The following is an 18,067-nucleotide window of genomic DNA, read 5'->3' on the forward strand; positions in this document are numbered from 1 at the left end:
CGGCGGCCGATCGCCGTCGGCGCGCACGTCCTGAAGCCCGTGGTGCGGAAGGTGTTGGAGCCTGGTCCCAAGGCGGGGACCATGGGCCCGGCCGGCTCGTACGGGACGTGGACGAGAGGACGCCGATGCACCACGCGACTCCGCACCAGGAAGGCTCCCGGCCGGTGATCCGCTTCGGGCGGGTGCTCTCCCGGCCCCCCGACGAGGTCTGGCGGGCACTGACGGACGGCCTCCGGCAGGCGCCGGACCGGCAACCGCTCTTCGACGGCCGCGTGGCGGCGTTCGAACCGGTCCTGGGCCCGCCGCAAGCGCCGCCCGCCGGCGCGGGGCGGGACCGGTGACGGGGCCCGAGGGCGGCGGTCCGGTGCGCGTACGGGGCTTCGTCGCCGGGGACGGTGCGGCGCTCCTCGCGGCGTGGGCCCGCGGCGCACCGTACGATCCCGTCACCCGGGAACGCTTCCGGCGGCATGTCCTGCTCGACCCGAACTTCGACCCGGCGGGACTGCACGTCGCCGTACGAGGCGGCACGGTGGTCGGCGCGGCGTACGGGGTGCGCCGGACGGTGCCGGTGGTCGGGAGCGACCTGGAGCCGGAGCAGGGCTGGGTCCCGTTCTTCTTCGTCGACCCGGCCCTCCGCCGGAACGGGCTGGGGCGCCGGCTGCTCACCGGCGTACTCGACTGGCTCGCCGGACACGGCCGCACCCGGGTCGACTTCGCGTCCTACACCCCGCACTACTTCCTCCCCGGCCTGGACCGGGACACCTATCCGGACGCCGCCCGGCTGCTGACGGAGCTGGATTTCCGGCCCCGCGCCGAAGCCGTGGCGATGGACCGCGGCCTGGTCGGCTACCGGGTGCCCGACGCGGTGCGGGAGCGGGCCGCCGCGCTGGCAGCCGAGGGCTATCGTTTCGGCACGCCCCGGGACGACGACCTGATGGGCCTGCTGCGGCTGGCCGGTGACGCGTTCGGCCCCGACTGGCCGCAGACGATCCGGCACGCGCTGGACACCGGGGCGCCCCTCGACCGCATCGTGACGGCCCACGATCCGTCGGGCCGCGTCGTCGGCTGGGCGATGCACGGTGCGTACGAAGGGCTGACCGAGCGGTTCGGGCCGTTCGGCGTACGGGCGGACCAGCGCGGCACGGGGCTGGGCAAGGTGCTGCTGCACCTGGTGCTGGAGCGGATGCGGTCGGCGGGCGCGCACGGGGCGTGGTTCCTGTGGACCGGCGAGCGGAGCCCGGCGGGGCGTCTGTACCGGTCGGCGGGGTTCGCCACGACCCGTACGTTCCAGATCCTGCGGCGGGAGGTGCGGCCGTGAAGCGGCGCCGGGTCCTGGCGGAGCTGGCGGGGGCGGCCGTGGGCGCGGCGGGCTGCGGCGCACCCGGCCGGGACGGCAGCGGGCGGCCCGGCGACCCCGTCGTGCTGACGCTGCTGTCGCACTACGCGACGGAACCGCTGAAGTCGGCGCTGCAACGGACGGTCGACGCGTGGAACGCCGCGCACGACCGGGTGCACGTACGCACGACCGCGGTCCGTTTCCAGGATCTGCTGACGACGTTGATGGTGCGGCAGGCCGCGGGGCAGGGCGCGGACATCATCCACCCGTACAGCCTGTGGGCCGGGCAGCTGGCGCAGGCCGGGGTGGTGCGGCCGGCGCCGCCCGAGGACGCCGCCCGGATCGGGCGCGGCTTCGCCCGTCCCGCGGTCCGCGCGGCGTCGGTGCACGGCCGGATCATCGGCTATCCCACGGAAGTGCAGTCCTACGCGCTTTACTACAACAGGCGGCTGCTGCGCGAAGCCGGGCTCGCCGGGCCGCCGCGCACCTGGCGGGAGCTGGAGGAGACCGCGTACCGGACCGCGCGGCGCGACCGGCACGGCAACACGCTGGTGCAGGGCTTCGGCCTGTCGCGGACCGAGGAGTCCACCGTGGTGAACCAGACCCTGGCGCTGCTGGCCTCCCGCGGCGGATCGTTCCTCCGGGCGGACGGCGCGCGCAGCGCCCTCGACTCCCCCGCCGGGCGCGCCGTCTTCGCGCTGGAGCGGCGGCTGATCGACCGGGGCGCGAGCGACCCGGGCATCGACCTGATGAAGGCCTTTCCCGCGGGCCGGGTGGCGATGGCGGTCAGCGGCGGGTGGTGGACCGGCAGCCTGAAGCAGACCATGGGCCGGGACTACCGCGATGTCGCGGTGGCGCCGGTGCCGGGGCCGGCGCCCGGCAACCGGGGCACGGTCACCACCGGTTTCCTGCTGGGCGTCAACGCCCGGAGCAGGCATCCGCGGGAGGCGTGGGAGTTCCTGCGCTGGCTGAACGACGAGCCGGTGCCCGCCGGGCCGCGGGCGGGCCGGGCCGCCGCGGTGCGCGCCACGCGGATGAGCGTCCTGCAGACGTCGGTCGGCACGATGACCGGCCGTACCCGTGACATGCGGGCGCTGCTGGCCGCCGGCGGCGACCCGAACCTCGGTCCGTTCGTCGACGCGCTGGACTACGCCACGCCGGAGCCGAACGGGCCCCGTGCCCAGAAGGCCAAGGCGCTGCTGCGCAAGAACATCGAGGAGATGTGGACCGGCGGCCTGTCGCCGGACGAGGCCGTGCGCAACGCCGTACACCAGGTCGACCAGGAGCTCTCCCGCTGACCCACGGCCCGCCACGGGCCCTCACCCGTCGGTCCGCCCGTCCCGAAAGGCTGGTGCTGCATGGCGACAACGGTCGAAAGCGCGGACGGGGACGGGGACAGCGGCGGAGGCGGGGACACGGGCGCCGGGAGCCGGGGACTCGCGGGCGGCGGGCGGGACGTGCGTACGGCCGGGGACCGCGCCCGCGCGGCCGCGCGCCTGCACCGGCGCCGCCGTCGCCGGCAAACCGTCGTCGGCTATCTCTTCCTCGCCCCCGGCCTCGCCTTCTTCGCGGTCTTCCTCCTCCTGCCGCTGCTGTTCGCGGTGCTGCTGTCGCTGTCCCGCTGGGCCGGCTTCGACCTGGCCGGCATACGGCCGGTGGGCACGGACAACTTCGCCGCCCTCTTCGCCCGCGGCTCGTCCTTCCTGACGCCGGTCCTGACCAACACGCTGCTGTACGCGCTGGGCACCGTGGCCCTGGCGCTGACCGGCGCCGTGCTGGTCGCCCACTGCGTCACCAACCTGCGCTTCCAGGGTTTCTGGCGCACCCTGTACTTCCTGCCGATCGTCACGACGGTGGTCGCGGTCGGCAACGTCTGGAAGTACATGTACGAGCCGGGCGGCCTGGTCAACGGGGTGCTGAACGCGCTCGGCCTGCACTCCGTGGCCTTCCTCCAGAACCCGGCGACGGCCCTGCCGTCGGTCGTGGTGGTCCAGGCGTGGGCGTCGCTGGGGTCCGCGATCCTCGTCCTGACCGCGGGCCTGAAGGCGATCCCCATCTCCTACTACGAGGCGGCGGAGCTGGACGGCGCCGGTCGGTTCACCGTGTTCACACGCATCACGCTGCCGCTGCTGCGGCCGTCCCTGCTGTTCGTGTGCGTGACCCAGTTCATCACCGGGCTCCAGTCGTTCGCGCTGATCATCGTGATGACCGGCGAGGGCGGGCCGGGCGACGCGACCAACGTGGCGGCCCTGGAGATGTACCAGCGGGCGTTCAAGTACGGGGACTGGGGTTCGGCGAGCGCGGCGGCCCTCGTCCTGTTCGTGGTGATCCTGGTCATCACGCTGGCGCAGTTGTGGCTGTTCCGACGGAAGGGGGAGGACGCGTGAGACGGCGCAGGCGATTTCCGTGGCTGTCGTACCTGCTGGTGGGGGCGGGCGCGGTGGTGACGGTCGTACCGTTCCTGGACATGCTGCTGACCTCGTTCAAGGGGCCGGGCGAGTACGGCAGGCTGCCGTACCGCTTCCTCCCGGAGGCCTTCGAACTGTCCAACTACCGGGAGGCGTTCGTCCGGCTGGACCTGCCGCTGCTGTTCCGCAACAGCGTCGTCGCCACCGCCGTGATCACCGGTTCGGTGCTGCTGACCTCCTCGCTGGCGGGCTACGCCCTGGCCAAGCTGCGCTTCCCCGGCCGCGACCTGATCTTCCGGCTGGTGCTCGCGACGATGATGTTCCCGCCGTTCGTCTTCTTCATCCCGCACTTCCTGATCCTGGTGCACTGGCCGCTGGCGGGCGGCAACGACCTGCTCGGCGACGGCGGCGCCGGGCTGACGGTCGGCCTCGCCGCCCTGGTCATGCCGTTCCTGGTGTCCGGGTTCGGGATCTTCTTGATGCGGCAGTTCATCGTCTGCGTACCGGACGAGATGCTGGAGGCGGCCCGGATCGACGGCGCCGGGGAGTTCACGGTGTGGTGGCGCATCGTCGTACCGCAGACCAGACCGGTGGCCGTGACCCTCGCGCTGCTCACCTTCGTGGGCGCCTGGAACGAGTACATCTGGGCGCTGCTGGTCTCCACCGCGAACCCCCGGCTGATGACGCTCCCGGTGGGCATCCAGACGCTCCAGAGCTACCTCGACCCCAACCGGATGGTGCCGGTCATGATGGCCGGGCTCATGCTGAGCGTGCTGCCGGTGCTGCTGCTGTTCCTCCTGCTGCAGAAGCACTACATCCGGGGCGTCATGCTCAGCGGCCTCAAGTAGCGCGGCTCCCGCCGGGGCGGTCAGGCGGGCGTGCCGCCCCGCCGTTCCCCGAAGGTGACCAGCGGCCTGACCTCGTCGACGGCGATCCCCGGCAGGAGGTAGCGCCACAGGGTGGTCACCCGCTGGTGCAGGTCGGCCCGGCCGGACGAGATCTGCGACAGCAGCTGGGTGCCGGAGTAGGAGCTGACCAGCACCCAGGCCAGGTCGTCCACGTCCACGTCGGGCAGCAGCTCGCCCTTGTCCCGCGCGGCGTGCAGCTGTCCGGCGAACTCCTGCACCCAGTACTGGTAGGGGGCGTCGTCCTGGACGCCGAACTCCCCCTGCTCGATCGCCAGGCGGACCCCGGCCCGCAGCGCCGGGTTGGACTGCAGCTCCCCGGCCAGGTACAGCGTGATGTCGACCAGCCGCTGCAGGCCGTCCTCGCCGGGCGGCAGCTCCAGCCCGTTGCCCTGCTCGATCATCACGGCGTGCGCCAGGGCTTCCTTGGACGGGAAGTGGAAGTACATCCCGCCCTGGGTGACCCCCGCCCGTTTCATGATCTTGCTGACACTGGCTCCACTGAACCCGAATTCGTCGAACACCTCGGAAGCCGCCCGGAGAATTGCCTCCCGCGTCTTGACCGCCCGCTCCTGCACTGACCGCACCATTTCCCTCGGCAAACACGTGAATGGTACGAAGAAAACGCGAGCCCTGCCGCATCGGTACCGGCAGCGGGCGTGATGTGGATCACTATGGGTGATCCGGCGCCCGATTTGTACGGTTGGCCGGAACCTGCACCACCGGGCCGGGCCGCAGTGTGGGCGGCCCCTCGCAGCGGCGCCACCCGGGGGCGCCCACACGCCTCGGGGACAACCCGTTCGCCAGCCCCCACGTGCGGACCGCCCCGCCCCGGGCGAGAGTCGACTCGACAATCCCCCCTCCACTGAGGAGAGACCATGCGTCGCACAGCGATAACCGCCGTCGGCATCATCGCCGCCGGGTTCCTCGCCGCCACCCCCGCAGCCGCCGCCCCCGCAGGCGGCGGAGGCAAGCACATCTCGCACCACACCGCCAGCCATGACAAGGCCTTCTACTACGAGGGCCTGAACGTCGGCGGCACGGACGGCGTCACCCTCAAGGAGGCCGGCGCCGCCTCGCACAAGAAGCACAGCGACTTCGAAGCCCACAAGCACTACTACCACCACTGGGTGCGCTGACCACACGCCACCGGTCCCACCACGTCATTCCCCGCCGCACCGGCCTGCAGCCCTCCGTCCGCCTCACGGCACGGAGGGCTGCGCCGCGCGCTCACCACTCGACCGGCAGGGCCTCGACCCCGTACGCCGCGTTCAGCGGGGTGAATCGCAGTGCGCCGACCGGGACCCGCAGCCGCAGGGACGGCAGCCGCCGCAGGACGCGGGGCACACAGACCCGCAGCTCCATACGGGCCAGCTCGGCGCCGAGGCAGTGGTGGGCGCCGAACCCGAGGGCGAGGTGGTGCGGTGGCTCACGGGTCACGTCGAGGCGGTCGAGCCCGTCGGCCAGCTCCCGGTCGCGGTTGGCGGAGGGCAGCGAACACAGCACGTACTCACCCGCCGCGATGTCCTGGCCTGCGATCGTCACGTCCTCCGTCGTCTGGAAGACCTTCCCGAAGGCCACCACCGACAGGTACCGGATCAGCTCCTCGGCCATCCGGTCGGTACGCGCCCGCCCGTCGCGCACCAGCGCCGCCTGTCCGGGGTCCAGGAGGAGCGCGAGCAGCGACAGGCCCAGGGTGCCGGTGATCGTCGCATAGCCGGCCAGCAGCAACTGGCAGGCGATACCCGCAAGTTCCGCGTCGCTCAGTTCACCGCCGTGCGAGGTGGCCAGGCGTCCGAGGACGTTGTCGCCGGACGCGGCCCGCACCGATCCGACCAGGCCCCGCAGATAGTCGTCCAGGCGGCGGAAAGCGCCTTCCTGTGCCTGGTGGACGGGGTGGAAGTCGTGCAGGAGGGCGAGGTCGCGGTGGAGCCGTTCCGCGTCCCGCTCCGGGATGCCCAGCAGCTCCAGGAACAGCAGCCGGGGTACGGGCAGGGCGAAGTCGGCGACCAGGTCGGCGGGCGGGCCGCCGCGCTCGATGGCGTCCAGGTGCCGGTCGGCCAGGGCTTCCGCGCGCGGCACCAGGGCGCGGGCGCGCTGGGCGCTGAACTCGGAGTTCAGCATCCGGCGGATGCGCGCGTGCTCCCGGGGCCCGGACGTGTAGAAGACGCCGGGCCGGGGCGGCGGGAAGCCCCCGGGCGGCTCCGGGGGCGGCACCGGGCCGTTCACGGCGGCGCGGGAGCTGAAGCGCCGCTGGTCGGCGATGACCCGGCGGGCGTCGGCGTAGCGGGTGACCATCCAGGCACGGGCCCCGGTCGGCAGCGTCGTACGGACCACCGGCCGCTCCTCGCGCAGCCGGGCGAACTCCTCCGCCGGGTCGAAGGGGCAGACCGCGGAGCGGCGCACGAACAGGGGTACGGCGGAGTCGGGAGCGCGCGGGGTGTGCGGGGCGTGTGGAGCGTCCGGGGTGTGCGGGGTGCCGCCGGCGCCCCCGGCACCGTCGGCCCCCGTCCCGCCGCCGCACGCGGCGACGACCTCGGCCACCAGCCGGGTTTCCTGACCGGACAGGTAGAAGTGGTCGCCGGGCAGCGCCCGGTACCGGAAGGCCGAGCCGGTCATCGCCCTCCAGGACCGCATGTCCTGCTCGGTGGCCCGTGCGTCGTCCGCGCCCCGGAAGGCGGCGATCGGCGACGCGAGCCGCGGGGTGCGCGCGGGCCGGTAGGCGCGCAGCAGGGCGTGGTCGGCCCGCAGGACCGGCATGACGAGGTCCAGCAGCTCGGGCGACCGGCGCAGGGCCGGGTCGGCGGCCATCGCCAGGGCCGCGATCTCCCGGTCGTCCTCGCCGGTGTCCGGCGGCTGACCGGCCGCGCACAGGTAGGGGGCGGCGTGCCCGGACACCAGCAGGGCCGCCGGGGCCACCCCGTCGCGTTCGGTCAGCCGTACGGCCACCTCGTAGGCGACGACCGCGCCCATGCTGTGCCCGAAGAGCGCGAGCGGGCGGTCGAGCAGCCCGCGCAGCGCCGCGTGGATCTGGTCGGCGAGGTCGGTCATGGAGGTGAGCGGCGGCTCGGCGATCCGGTTCTGCCGTCCGGGGTAGCAGATGGCGCCCACCTCGGTACCGGGCGGTACCCGGTCCTGCCACCCGTGGAAGAAGGTCGCGGCGCCGCCGGCGTGCGGGAAGCAGACCAGCCGCAGTGCGGGGTCCGGCAGCACCCGGCGGCGCAGCAGCCACCGGGAGGTGTCCGTGCGGCCCGGTGCGGGTTCGCGGGCGGATACGCCGGTCATACGGGGTCCTTCGGTTCGCGGGCGGGGCCCTTCGGCCCGGAGGCGGGAACCTTCGGGTCCGGGGCGGGGTCCTTCGGTCCGGGGGCGGGCTCGTCCGGCCCGGTGGTCGCGGACGTACCGCGTGCCGCGTCCAGTTCGGCGGCCAGGCGCGCGACGGTCGGCGCGAGGAACACGGTCTTGACGGAGAGGTCCACGCCGAAACGGTCCTGGCAGCGCTGTACGACCTGGAGGGCGGCCAGGGAGTGCCCGCCCAGCGCGAAGAAGTCGTCGTGCAGGCCGATGCCTTCCTCGTTGCCGAGCACGTCCTGCCAGATGCGCAGGACTTCGCGTTCCAGGGGGCTCCACTCGGGATCGTGAGCGGCACGGGCAACCGCGGCGGAGTCCGCGCCGGGAAGCATGGACTGCGGTCCGCCCTCGGACCGGTCGCCGCAGTCCGGTCGACGCGCGGCGCCGCTGTCCGTGCCGGGCGGCACGGTGACGGTGTCCGGGGGCAGCGTGGAGACGACGACCTGGCCGAGGGAGAGCGCCCCGAGGCATCGTTCGAACGCGGCGATCGCGTCGGCCGGGGCCAGCCCGCCCAGCGGTGCCCCGTCGGCGACGGCGCGCTGCCGTCGTTCGCCCTCCCGCCCCATGCCGACGCCGTTCCAGCGGTCCCAGTTGACGGCGAGGACCGCGGGGCCGGAGGTGCGGGCGGCGGCGTGGGCGTAGGTGTCCAGGAAGGCGTTGGCCGCGCCGTAACAGGACAGCCCGGGTGCCTGCGCGAACGCCGCGAGGGACGAGAAGAGGAGCACGAAGCCGGGCCGGGCACCGGTTTCCCGCAGGGCGTCGAAGAGGGTGACCGTGCCGGTGGTCTTGGCCGCGAGCGCCTCCGACACCGCGTCCGGGGTGAGCAGTTGGGCCAGGCCGCCCGCCGGCACACCGGCCGCGTGTACGACGCCGTCCAGGCCGCCGAACCGCCGCAGTGCCTCGCGCAGCACCTCGCGGGTCCGCGCCGGGCCGGTGATGTCGGCGCCGACGGCGAGGAGTTCGCCGGGGAGCCCGGACAGTTCGTCCGCCGTGGCGCGGACCGCCTCCGGGTCGCGTCCGAGCAGGACGATACGGGCGTGGTGGCGGCGCAGCAGATGCCCGGCGAGCAGCCGCCCGATGCCGCCCGTACCGCCGGTGATCAGGTAGCGTCCGCCGTCGCGCAGGGCCGTCCCGTTCGCCGCGGGTGGCGTACGCAGTGGTTCGAAGCGGCGCAGCCAGCGGCGTCCGGCGCGCAGGCCCACCGGGCCGCCGGCGGCCGGTCGGGCGAGTTCGCGCAGGAGGGCGCGGGCCAGGGCGCGGGCCTGCGGACCGCCGGGGTCACCGGTGCGCGGTCCGTCGGTGTCCACCACCCGCACGGTCACGGCGTCGCCGAGTTCGGCGCGCAGCGCGCCCGCGGCGCCGGTGGTGAGCGCGGCCCAGGGGTCGAGTTCCTCGCTGCCGGTGATTTCCAGTGCCCCCCGGGTGACCAGGCACAGTTCGGTGGCGACGGGCGGGGTCGCGAGGGCGCGGGCGAGCCCGGCGAGGTCGCTCAGCGGCGGGCAAGTCGGCTGTGACGGCGTGCCGTTCCAGGTGCTGACGATCCGGACGGGCAGGTCCGGGTTTCCGCCTGCCGTTTCGAGGAGCTTGGCGTACTGGTCGGGGGCGCCCGGGTCGATGGTGACGGTCCGGGCGTCGTCGCCGTCGCGGCCGTACCGGGTGGCCCCGGTGTCCGGCAGGACGGTGGTCGGCGCGGCTCCGCGTTCCGTCAGTTCGCGGCGCAGGGCGTCGGCCGTCGGGCTGCCGTCGTGGAGCAGCAGCCAGCGGTGGCCGGTGACGTCCGTGGCGGAGGTGACGGGTTCCGGTTCGAGGTCGCGCTGCCAGGCGACGCCGTACCAGGGGCCGTTCCCGGCCGTGCGGTCCGGTGCCGCGGCCGGTGCGGGGCGGTGGCGGGTGGGCGCGAAGGGGTACGGCGCGGCGGGCACCCGGGGGCCGGGCGTCGGCCACAGCGCGGCCAGGTCGACGTCGGTCCCCGCTTCCCAGGTGCGGGCGAGCGCGGTCAGCAGCGCCTCGCGGTCGTCGCGTTCCTCCAGCGGGTGCCGCATGACGGGTACGCCGCGGTCGAGGCCCTGGGTGCGGGCCAGGGTGGTCAGGGTGGTGCCGGGGCCCACTTCGAGCAGGACGCCGGGGTCGTGGTCGCGCAGGCAGGCGAGGCCCAGGTCGAAGCGGACGGTGTTCCTGAGGTGGTCGACCCAGTATTCCGGGTCGGTGAATTCGGCGTCGGCGGTGCCGGTGACATTGGAGATCAGCGGTACGGCGGGCGGGGCGAGGGCGATGCCGCGCACCACGTCGCGGAAGGCGCCGAGGACGGGTTCGACGAGTGTGGAGTGCGCGGCGGTGGCCAGCGGCAGGAGGTGGCAGCCGATGCCGTCCGCGTCGAGGTGGCGGCGCGCCGATTCGATGCGGGGCGCGGGGCCGGACAGGACGCAGGCGTCGGGGCCGTTGACCACCGCGAGGCAGACGCCGTCGTCGAGGAAGGGTCCGAGGTCTCGGGCGTCGGCGCGGACCACCAGCATCGCGCCGTTGTCGATGCCGGAGAGCAGTCGCCCCCTGCTGCTGACGAGCGTGAGCGCGTCCCGGAGGGACAGCACGCCGGCGAGGTGGGCGGCGGCGTACTCGCCGAGGCTGTGGCCCATCAGCACGGTGGGCGTCACGGCGAAGGAGGCGAGCAGCCGGGCGAGGGCGACTTCGGTGATGAAGACGGCGGGCATCGCGACGCGCGGGTCGGGGTCGGCTTCCGGTGCGGCATCCTCGCCGGTCCCGGTGGGCCACCAGGCGCGCAGGGTCCGGGCCGTCTCCTGGTCGGGGAGCAGCCGCAGACAGGTGTCCACGGCCTCCCGGAAGACCGGTTGGTCGCGGTACAGCTCGCGCCCCATGCCCGCGTACTGTGAGCCGCCGCCCGGGAAGAGGAACGCCACCTCGCCCGCGCGCCCTTCACCGGCCCACGGCGCCGCCCCCGTGCGGAAGGCGGGCTCCGTGAGGGCGTGCGCGCGGTCGCGCAGGACCACGGCGCGGCGCAGGGCGAGGCGGCGGCGCCCGACGGCCAGGGTGCGGGCGTAGTCGGCGAACTCCTCGTCACGCAGGCCGCGCAGCGTACGGGCGTGTGCGGCGGCCATCTCGTCGAGTGCCCGCTCGTCGCGTGCCGACCAGGCCAGCAGCTGCCACGGCCGGGCGGGTGCCGGGGGCGGCGACGGCGGCGGTTCCTGGAGGATGACGTGCGCGTTCGTGCCGCCGACGCCGAAGGCGCTGACGGCGGCGCGGCGCGGTACGGACGGCAGCGGCCAGTCCTCCGCCGCCACGGCGGGCACGAACGGGCTGGTGGCGAAGTCGATGTCGGGGTTCGGGCGGAACGTCGCGTTCGGTGTCGGCGGGATGCGCCCGTGGCGGACCATCAGGGCGGCCTTGATGAATCCGGCCACTCCCGCGGCGGCGTCGGCGTGGCCGATGTTGGCCTTCACCGAGCCCAGCCGGCAGTGGCCGCGGCCGGTGGCGCCCGCCGCGCGGTAGGCCCGGGTCAGGGCGGTGGCCTCGATGGCGTCGCCGAGCGCGGTGGCCGTGCCGTGGGTCTCGACGTAGCCGATGCTGTCCGGATCGACGGCGGCGTCCCGCAGCGCCGCCTCGATGACGGCCTGCTGGCCGGGGATGCCGGGCGCGGCGTAACTCAGCTTGTCGTCGCCGTCGTTGTTGACGGCGCTGCCCTTGACGACGGCGTAGATCCGGTCGCCGTCGGCCAGGGCGTCGGCGAGCCGGCGCAGCGCCACGATGCCCAGCCCGTCGCCGGAGACGAAGCCGGAGGCGTCCCGGTCGAAGCAGCGTACGTACCCGTCGGCCGACCAGACGCCGCCCGCGCGGCGCAGATAGCCCTGGCGGCGCCACGGCGACCAGGACACGCCGCCGGCCAGCGCCAGGTCGCAGTCACCGGCGGCCAGCGCCCGGCAGGCGACGTGGACGGCGACCAGCGAGGTGGAGCAGGCCGACTGCACGGCGAACGCCGGTCCGGTCAGGCCGAGCTGGTAGGCGGCCCGGGTCGGCAGGAAGTCCTTGTCGTCCGCGGCCATCAGCAGGTCGGCGGAGGTGCCGAGGAAGACCGAGGTGTCCGGGGTGCGGTGGGTGCCGACGGTCTGGCCCGCGTAGATGCCGACGGTGCCGGGGAACCGTTCGGGGTCGTGGCCGGTGTCGTCGAGCGCGTGCCAGGCGGCTTCCAGGAACATCCGCTGCTGGGGGTCCATGACGGACGTCTCGCGGGCGGAGTAGCCGAAGAACGCGGCGTCGAAGCGGTCGGCGTCCCACAGGATGCCCGCTGCGGGCATCAGCGCGGGGTCGGCCAGGCGCGCGCTGCCGGCGCCCGCCTCGGCCAGCTGCTCGGGCGTCAGTTCCTGGATGCCGCGCCGCCCTTCGGAGACGAGGCGCCAGAACTCCTCCGGCCCGGTGGCGCCGGGGAAGCGGCAGGCGATGCCGACGACCGCGAAGCCGCTCTCCGGCCGCGCGGGGTCCGTACCGGCCTGCCGGTCACGGCCGGGCCCCGCGGCGGGGGCGGCGCCGCCCGGTGCCTGCCCGGTGTGTGCTGCGGTCACTGGAGTCCGCCTTTCACCGTGCGTACGGCCGGTAGGGGGTGCCCGGTGACCCGCCCGGCGCCGGGCGGCGCGGTGCCCGCGGGCCGGGCGCCGTTGCGGGTGCGGTCGAGGAGGGCGGTGAGCCGCCGTACGGTACGGGCGTCCAGCAAGTCGGCCGCGCCGAGCCGCGTGCCCCAGCGTGCGGTGACGGCCGCCTGGAGCCGGATCATGTCGAGCGAGGTGGCCCCGAGGTCGGCGAAATCGTCGTCGGGGGCGATGTCGTCCAGGCCCAGCACCGCGGCCACCAGCTCCGCGACGTCCCGTTCCCGCCCGGCCGCCGCGCCCCGCCGGGCGGCCGGGGCTCCCCGGCCGTGGGTGCGCGGGGCGGCGGGCGGGGCGAGGGCCGCGCGGTCGATCTTGCCGTGTGCGGTGAGCGGCAGGCGGTCCACGAGGACGAAGGACGAGGGGACGAGGTGAGCGGGCAGCAGCGCGGCCAGGTGCCGCCGCAGTCCGGTGGTGGTGACCGCGGCGCCGGGCAGGGCCTGCAGGTACGCGGTGAGCCGGTCCGTGCCGCCGGTCTGCGGCGGGCTGCCCGGACCCGGTGGCGGTACGAGGGCGCCGGCCGCCCCGCGGGTGACGGTCACGGCGGCCGCGGTGACGTCCGGGTGGCGCAGCAGGGCCGCCTCCACCTCGCCGGGCTCGATGCGGTAGCCGCGTACGTTCAGCTGTCCGTCGATCCGCCCGAGGAAGAGGTAGGAGCCGTCCGGGAGGCGGCGGGCCAGGTCGCCGGTGCGGTAGAGCAGGCGGCCGGGGCGCGCGGCGAAGCGGTCGGGGACGAAGTGGCGCCGGGTGTCCGCCGGGCGGTCGAGGTAGCCGAGTCCGACGCCGGGGCCGCCGATGTGGACCTCGCCGGGCCGCCCGTCCGGTACGGCCGCTCCCCGCTCGTCCAAGAGGTGCACGGTGACGCCGGGCAGCGGGTGGCCGATGCCCGGGGTGCCCTGTCCGGGGCGGCAGCGGCCCATGGTCGCGCAGACGCCGGCCTCGGTCGGCCCGTAGGCGTTGAACAGGCGCACCCGGGAGCCCCAGCGCCGTACGAGGTACTCGGGCAGCGGCTCGCCGCCGGAGGTGAGCGTGGTGACCGGCACCGGCTCCTCCCGCGGCAGCGTCGCCAGCAGCGAGGCGGCGCCGGAGAGGTGGCTGATGTCCAGCTCGCGCAGGGTGCGGCTGAGTTCGGGGCCGTGCAGCGGGACGTCGGGGCGCGGGACGACGAGGGTGCCGCCGCTGAGCAGGCTCATGGCGACTTCCCAGATCCACACATCGAAGGTGAACGGCGCGAACTGCAGGACGCGCGCCCCCTCGAGATCGCCGTAGACGTGCTGGAGTCCGTGCGCGAGGTTGACGACCGCGCGGTGCGGCAGCAAGGCGCCCTTGGGCGTTCCGGACGAGCCGGAGGTGTGCAGGACGTACGCGAGGTCCTCGGGACCCGCCGCGTCCGCGGCCGGGACGGTCCGCGCGGGCGGTCCGCCGGGACCGCTCAGGATGCGGTCCGTCAGCCGTACGCGGGTCACCTCGCCGCCCGAGGGCCCGGACAGCGCGGCGGGGTCCGGTTCCCGGCCGGTGATCACCGTGCGGACACCGGCCTCGTCGAGCACCGCCCGGTTGCGCGGCGCCGGATACGACGCCGGCAGCGGCACGTAGGCGGCGCCCGCCGTCCAGAGGGCGAGCACCGTCACGGGCAGCAGGGGCGAACGCTCCATCGTCACGCCGACCGTGTCCCCCCGCCGGACACCGGCGCGGACGAGTTCGGCGGCCAGGTCATCGGCCCGGCGGGCCAGTGCGGCGTACGTCATCCGGCCGCCGGGGTGCACCAGCGCGTCGCGCCCGGGAACCGCGCGCGCCCACTGCCGGAAGAGCGCGACCGCCCCGGCACCGGGCCCCTCCCCCGCGCGGCTCCCGCCCGTCATGCGCCCTCCACCGGGTGCGGCGCGGTGCTCCGGCGGGCGCGGAACTGCTCGATGAGGATGGCGATGTGCTCGCGCCGGTGGCCCTGCTCCAGCGCGGTGCGCACCCGGTCCCGCAGGACCCTGAGGTACGACGCGTCGACGCCCGCGTCTTCGGCCGCGCCGGTGAGGTTCTGCAGGACGTCGATGTGGGTGGTCAGCGGCGCCTGTTCATAGGCGTAGTCGCCGCGCTCGATCAGGTCCAGGCCGACCCGTACGGTGTTCTCGAAGCCCGGGTCGTACAGCGGCACCGAGTCGGCGAACTCGCCCAGCGGTACGCCGATGTGCTCCGCGATCGCCGCGCACTCCAGGAATCCGCTGACGAAGGCGTAGTAGAAGGCGCTGGCCACGACGTGATAGGCCTTCGCGTACCGCGGTTCGTCGTGCAGGTGCACCTGGTGGCCGGACATCGCCTTGGTCACCGGGCCCAGTTCGGCGAAGTCCGCCGGTGCCCCGCCGTAGACGGTGAAGCAGGCGTCGGTGCCGATGGCGTCCGGGTAGTTGAGGATGGCGGCCTCCATGAAGCGGCCCCCGCCACCGGTCACCCGGTCCTGGAGCGGCCCGACGCTCTCGGGCACGCCGCTGGAGTGCTGGACGAACAGCCGCCCGGACAGGTCGGCGCCGGACTGCTCCAGCACGCGGTGGGTGACCGGATAGTTGAGCAGACACAGCAGGGTGATGCCGGAACTGCCGATCGCCTCGGCCGCGGAGGCGTGGACCCGGACACGCGGGCTCAGCCGTTCCGCTTCCCGGGCGCGCCGCTCGGTGCGGTTCCACACCGCCACCTCCAGGCCGGCCGCGGCGCAGGCCCGGACCACGCCCGAACCGATCACGCCGGTACCGATCACGGTCACGTCCGCCATCTCAGTGCTCCGTCCTGGTGAAGGTCATGAGGATGCCGCCGACCTCGGGGGCCTCGGCCCAGCCGGCGAAGGCCGCGAGGAGACGGCCCGCCTGTTCGTCGCCCAGCGTGTCCGCGAGGCGGGTGCCGGCCTTCTCCAGCCGGTCCAGCAGCCTGCTGAAGGAACCCCGCACGTGCGCGCTGATGTCGAGGAGTTCGGTGATGTGCAGCCCGGCCTGCCGGGCCGCCGCCAGGTGTACGTGCGGCGGGTCCAGCGACACCGCGTTCAGCAGGCGGAGGTACGGGCCGATGCGGTCCAGCAGTTCCCGGGTCGTCCTCCCGCGTACGTACGGGGTCTCGACGACGAGCCGGCCGCCCGGCCGCAGCACGCGGGCCAGGGCGCCGTACAGCTCCGCGACGTCGAAGTGCGGGGTGCTCTCGAAGGCCAGGGCCGCGTCGAAGGAGGCGTCCTCGAACGGGGGCCGCAGCGCGTCCGCGTGCTGGAAGCGCACCGCGTGGCCGAGGCCCAGCTGCTGGGCGTACGCGGAGGCGGCGCGCAGCGCCCGGTCGTCGATGTCGATGCCGACGACGCTCGCGCCCGAGGTCTGCGCGAGCCGGACGGCGGGCCGGCCGTTGCCGCACCCCACGTCCAGGACGCGGTTGCCCTTGGCGGCGGCGAGCTTGGACAGGACCAGGGCGGTCAGCCGGTCGGTGGCCTCCTCGACGGTCGCCGGGTCGTCGGCACCGGTCCACATTCCGAAATGCCGGTCGGGCCCGGCGGCGTCCTCTTCGAGGACGGTGAGCATGGCATAGGTGTTCTCGATCTCCCGGTGCGAAAAGTCTCCGGTCCATCTCGGTTCGGCGGACATGCGAAACACCCTCCGTCGTGATCTGTACCGAAATACGGACCGGCGGTACCGGGCTGCTGCGGTCCTCCTCCTTCTTCCCGGGGCCGGCACGTGAAAAGGAAGCACGGGCGGCCACGGGGGCTTTGCGGTCCCCGCGGCGGCAGGAAGTACGGCGGTACGAAAACAACGCGATGCCGCGAGCGCCCCCCGGAGATCCGGCATCCGGCTGCAAGAGTTGCCGAGGGTCCGGCGGCCGTCAAGCACGGGATTACGCCACTCGCCCGGCCCCGGCCGCTGCCGTACGGCCGCGCTGCGGCGGCGCACCCGGGGGAACAATTCGATCGGACCCCATCCTTCCCATCCGCATCTCTTGATCCGGCAAAATCGGCCAGGTTCCGTACCGCCGACGGGAAATGACCTATAGGCGTCGCCCCTCGGCGCCGCGGCGGCACTAACGTCTTTTTGGTGAGCGGCCGCGCACGGCGGAGTGTATTCGCGGCGCAGGCACGCGAATACGCCGCACTCCCGGGGCGAGCGCACCAGGGAAAACGATCGCAGGCAGGGCTCCGACATCCTCACTGGAGATGACGTGGACACACACCCTGAACCTATCGATTACCCTTTCTCCGAGCCTTACGGGCTGGTCGTCGACCCGGAATACGAACACTGCCGCGAACGCCCCGGCCTGACGTGGGTACGCCCGCCGTACGGTGACGACGCCTGGCTGGTGACGCGCTACGCGGACATCCGGTTCGTCCTGCGCGACCGGCGGTTCGTCCGCACCGCCCCGCCGGGCGCCGACGAGGCGCGGCTGACTCCGCTCCCGTTGCAGGACAGCATCCTGAACACCGATCCGCCCCAGCAGTCCCGGCTGCGCAAGGCCCTCGCCCAGGGCCTGAGGTTCAACACCGAGCACATCCGGGACCTGGAGGAGCTGGCCACCCGGGAGTCCCGGCGGCTGCTGGCCCGTTGTACGGCCCAGCCACCCCCGGCCGACCTGGCCGCCGCGTACACCAAGCCGCTCTCCGTGGCCATCCTGTGCCCGCTGATCGGCATCCCCGAAGAGGACCTGGCGGTCTTCCTCGACTGGTTCGAGGGGTTCGCGGGGACCGGACTGCCCGCCGATGTGGTGGAGTCCCGTATCGAGGAGATCTCCCGCTACACGGAGCGGCTCATCGCCGACCGCCGCGAGCAGCCGCGGGACGACCTGGTCAGCCGGCTGGTCGCCCGGCTCGGCCAGGACGACGGCCTGGCCATGGACGAACTCGGCGAGTTGGTCAACGACATCCTGCTCGCCCTGGACAACGTCACCACCCAGCTCACCAACGCCTGCTACGTCCTGCTCGGCTCCCCGGAGCACTTCCGGGAGCTGCGCAAGGACCCCGCGCTGCTGCCGCGGGCCACCGACGAACTGCTGCGCTACGCGCCGTTCCCCTCGCACGTCACCTTCGCCCGGTACGCCACCGAGGACGTCGAGGTCGGCGGCACCCTGGTCCGCGCGGGCGAGCAGGTGCTCCCCGCGCTGCCGGCCGGCAACCACGACCCGCAGATGTTCGCCGGGCCGGACCGGCTCGACTTCCACCGGGAGGGCAACCCGCATCTGTCCTTCGGCCACGGCACCCACCACTGCATGGGCCCGCCGCTGGTCCGCATGCTGGTGAAGGTCGCCGTCGCGGCCCTGCTCGACCACCCGGACCTGCGGCCGGCCGCGGCCGACGACGAACTGCCGTGGCGGGCCGACCTGATCATCCGGCGTATCGAGTCGCTGCCGGTCACCTGGTGAGCGGGGAGGCGATCGCCGGGTGACAGCACAGGCGGGGCCCATGAC

The 18,067-nt window shown here is 74.2% G+C and carries 13 protein-coding genes; 7 read left to right on the forward strand and 6 right to left on the reverse strand.

Annotated elements, in window-relative coordinates; genetic code table 11:
• Positions 1-125 precede the first annotated feature (125 nt).
• The 5 genes from ACFV57_RS29280 to ACFV57_RS29300 are packed head-to-tail and all read left to right on the forward strand — an operon-like array spanning position 126 to position 4,592.
• Positions 126-341: a hypothetical protein gene (locus tag ACFV57_RS29280; RefSeq protein WP_385238368.1), complete on the forward strand. Its 216-nt coding sequence runs from the start codon at positions 126-128 to the stop codon at positions 339-341.
• Complete coding sequence (locus ACFV57_RS29285; protein WP_385238369.1) at positions 338-1,318, forward strand: GNAT family N-acetyltransferase; 981 nt, start codon at positions 338-340, stop codon at positions 1,316-1,318. The genes ACFV57_RS29280 and ACFV57_RS29285 overlap by 4 nt, the downstream gene beginning before the upstream one ends.
• Entirely contained in the window at positions 1,315-2,634 is a 1,320-nt protein-coding gene (locus tag ACFV57_RS29290; protein WP_385238371.1) for an extracellular solute-binding protein, read from the forward strand. The genes ACFV57_RS29285 and ACFV57_RS29290 overlap by 4 nt, the downstream gene beginning before the upstream one ends.
• A 60-nt stretch (positions 2,635-2,694) precedes the next feature.
• Positions 2,695-3,723 carry a carbohydrate ABC transporter permease gene (locus ACFV57_RS29295; protein WP_385238372.1) on the forward strand — a complete coding sequence of 343 codons (1,029 nt, stop codon included), beginning with the start codon at positions 2,695-2,697 and terminating at the stop codon, positions 3,721-3,723.
• The gene (locus ACFV57_RS29300; protein ID WP_385238374.1) at positions 3,720-4,592 is read left to right on the forward strand and encodes a carbohydrate ABC transporter permease; all 873 of its coding nucleotides are present in this window, start codon (positions 3,720-3,722) and stop codon (positions 4,590-4,592) included. Before ACFV57_RS29295 ends, ACFV57_RS29300 begins: the two co-directional genes overlap by 4 nt.
• A 20-nt stretch (positions 4,593-4,612) precedes the next feature.
• Here the strand turns inward: ACFV57_RS29300 and ACFV57_RS29305 are convergent, their stop codons facing one another.
• Complete coding sequence (locus tag ACFV57_RS29305) at positions 4,613-5,239, reverse strand: ScbR family autoregulator-binding transcription factor (protein WP_385238375.1); 627 nt, start codon at positions 5,237-5,239, stop codon at positions 4,613-4,615.
• 288 nt (positions 5,240-5,527) lie between these two features.
• Between ACFV57_RS29305 and ACFV57_RS29310 the strand changes: the two genes are divergently transcribed.
• Positions 5,528-5,788: a hypothetical protein gene (locus ACFV57_RS29310; RefSeq protein ID WP_385238377.1), complete on the forward strand. Its 261-nt coding sequence runs from the start codon at positions 5,528-5,530 to the stop codon at positions 5,786-5,788.
• A gap of 91 nt (positions 5,789-5,879) precedes the next feature.
• Here ACFV57_RS29310 and ACFV57_RS29315 read toward each other — a convergent pair whose 3' ends face one another.
• Genes ACFV57_RS29315 through ACFV57_RS29335 form a run of 5 tightly spaced genes read right to left on the reverse strand, consistent with a single transcriptional unit; the run spans position 5,880 to position 16,260 of the window.
• Positions 5,880-7,934, reverse strand: coding sequence for a cytochrome P450 (locus ACFV57_RS29315; RefSeq protein WP_385238378.1), 2,055 nt, complete (start codon positions 7,932-7,934; stop codon positions 5,880-5,882).
• Positions 7,931-12,571, reverse strand: a complete 4,641-nt coding sequence (locus ACFV57_RS29320; protein ID WP_385238380.1) for an SDR family NAD(P)-dependent oxidoreductase — start codon at positions 12,569-12,571, stop codon at positions 7,931-7,933. The genes ACFV57_RS29315 and ACFV57_RS29320 overlap by 4 nt, the downstream gene beginning before the upstream one ends.
• Complete coding sequence (locus ACFV57_RS29325) at positions 12,568-14,514, reverse strand: amino acid adenylation domain-containing protein (RefSeq protein ID WP_385238381.1); 1,947 nt, start codon at positions 14,512-14,514, stop codon at positions 12,568-12,570. Before ACFV57_RS29325 ends, ACFV57_RS29320 begins: the two co-directional genes overlap by 4 nt.
• On the reverse strand, positions 14,511-15,413 hold the full coding sequence (locus ACFV57_RS29330) for an NAD(P)-dependent oxidoreductase (protein WP_385238383.1): 903 nt from the start codon (positions 15,411-15,413) through the stop codon (positions 14,511-14,513). The genes ACFV57_RS29325 and ACFV57_RS29330 overlap by 4 nt, the downstream gene beginning before the upstream one ends.
• Position 15,414: 1 nt before the next feature.
• Positions 15,415-16,260 carry an SAM-dependent methyltransferase gene (locus tag ACFV57_RS29335; RefSeq protein ID WP_385238384.1) on the reverse strand — a complete coding sequence of 282 codons (846 nt, stop codon included), beginning with the start codon at positions 16,258-16,260 and terminating at the stop codon, positions 15,415-15,417.
• Between the two features lie 568 nt (positions 16,261-16,828).
• On the opposite strand from ACFV57_RS29335, the gene ACFV57_RS29340 reads away from it, so the two are divergent.
• Complete coding sequence (locus ACFV57_RS29340; protein ID WP_385238386.1) at positions 16,829-18,022, forward strand: cytochrome P450; 1,194 nt, start codon at positions 16,829-16,831, stop codon at positions 18,020-18,022.
• Positions 18,023-18,067: the final 45 nt, after the last annotated feature.

The sequence above is a fragment of the Streptomyces sp. NPDC059788 genome (genome assembly GCF_042732265.1).
Taxonomy (GTDB): Bacteria; Actinomycetota; Actinomycetes; order Streptomycetales; family Streptomycetaceae; genus Streptomyces.

Coding starts and splice junctions, on each gene's coding strand:
- ACFV57_RS29280 (WP_385238368.1), top strand. CDS start 126: ATGCACCACGCGACTCCGCACCAGGAAGGCTCCCGGCCGGTGATCCGC.
- ACFV57_RS29295 (WP_385238372.1), top strand. CDS start 2,695: ATGGCGACAACGGTCGAAAGCGCGGACGGGGACGGGGACAGCGGCGGA.
- ACFV57_RS29305 (WP_385238375.1), bottom strand. CDS start 5,239: ATGGTGCGGTCAGTGCAGGAGCGGGCGGTCAAGACGCGGGAGGCAATT.
- ACFV57_RS29310 (WP_385238377.1), top strand. CDS start 5,528: ATGCGTCGCACAGCGATAACCGCCGTCGGCATCATCGCCGCCGGGTTC.
- ACFV57_RS29315 (WP_385238378.1), bottom strand. CDS start 7,934: ATGACCGGCGTATCCGCCCGCGAACCCGCACCGGGCCGCACGGACACC.
- ACFV57_RS29325 (WP_385238381.1), bottom strand. CDS start 14,514: ATGACGGGCGGGAGCCGCGCGGGGGAGGGGCCCGGTGCCGGGGCGGTC.
- ACFV57_RS29330 (WP_385238383.1), bottom strand. CDS start 15,413: ATGGCGGACGTGACCGTGATCGGTACCGGCGTGATCGGTTCGGGCGTG.
- ACFV57_RS29335 (WP_385238384.1), bottom strand. CDS start 16,260: ATGTCCGCCGAACCGAGATGGACCGGAGACTTTTCGCACCGGGAGATC.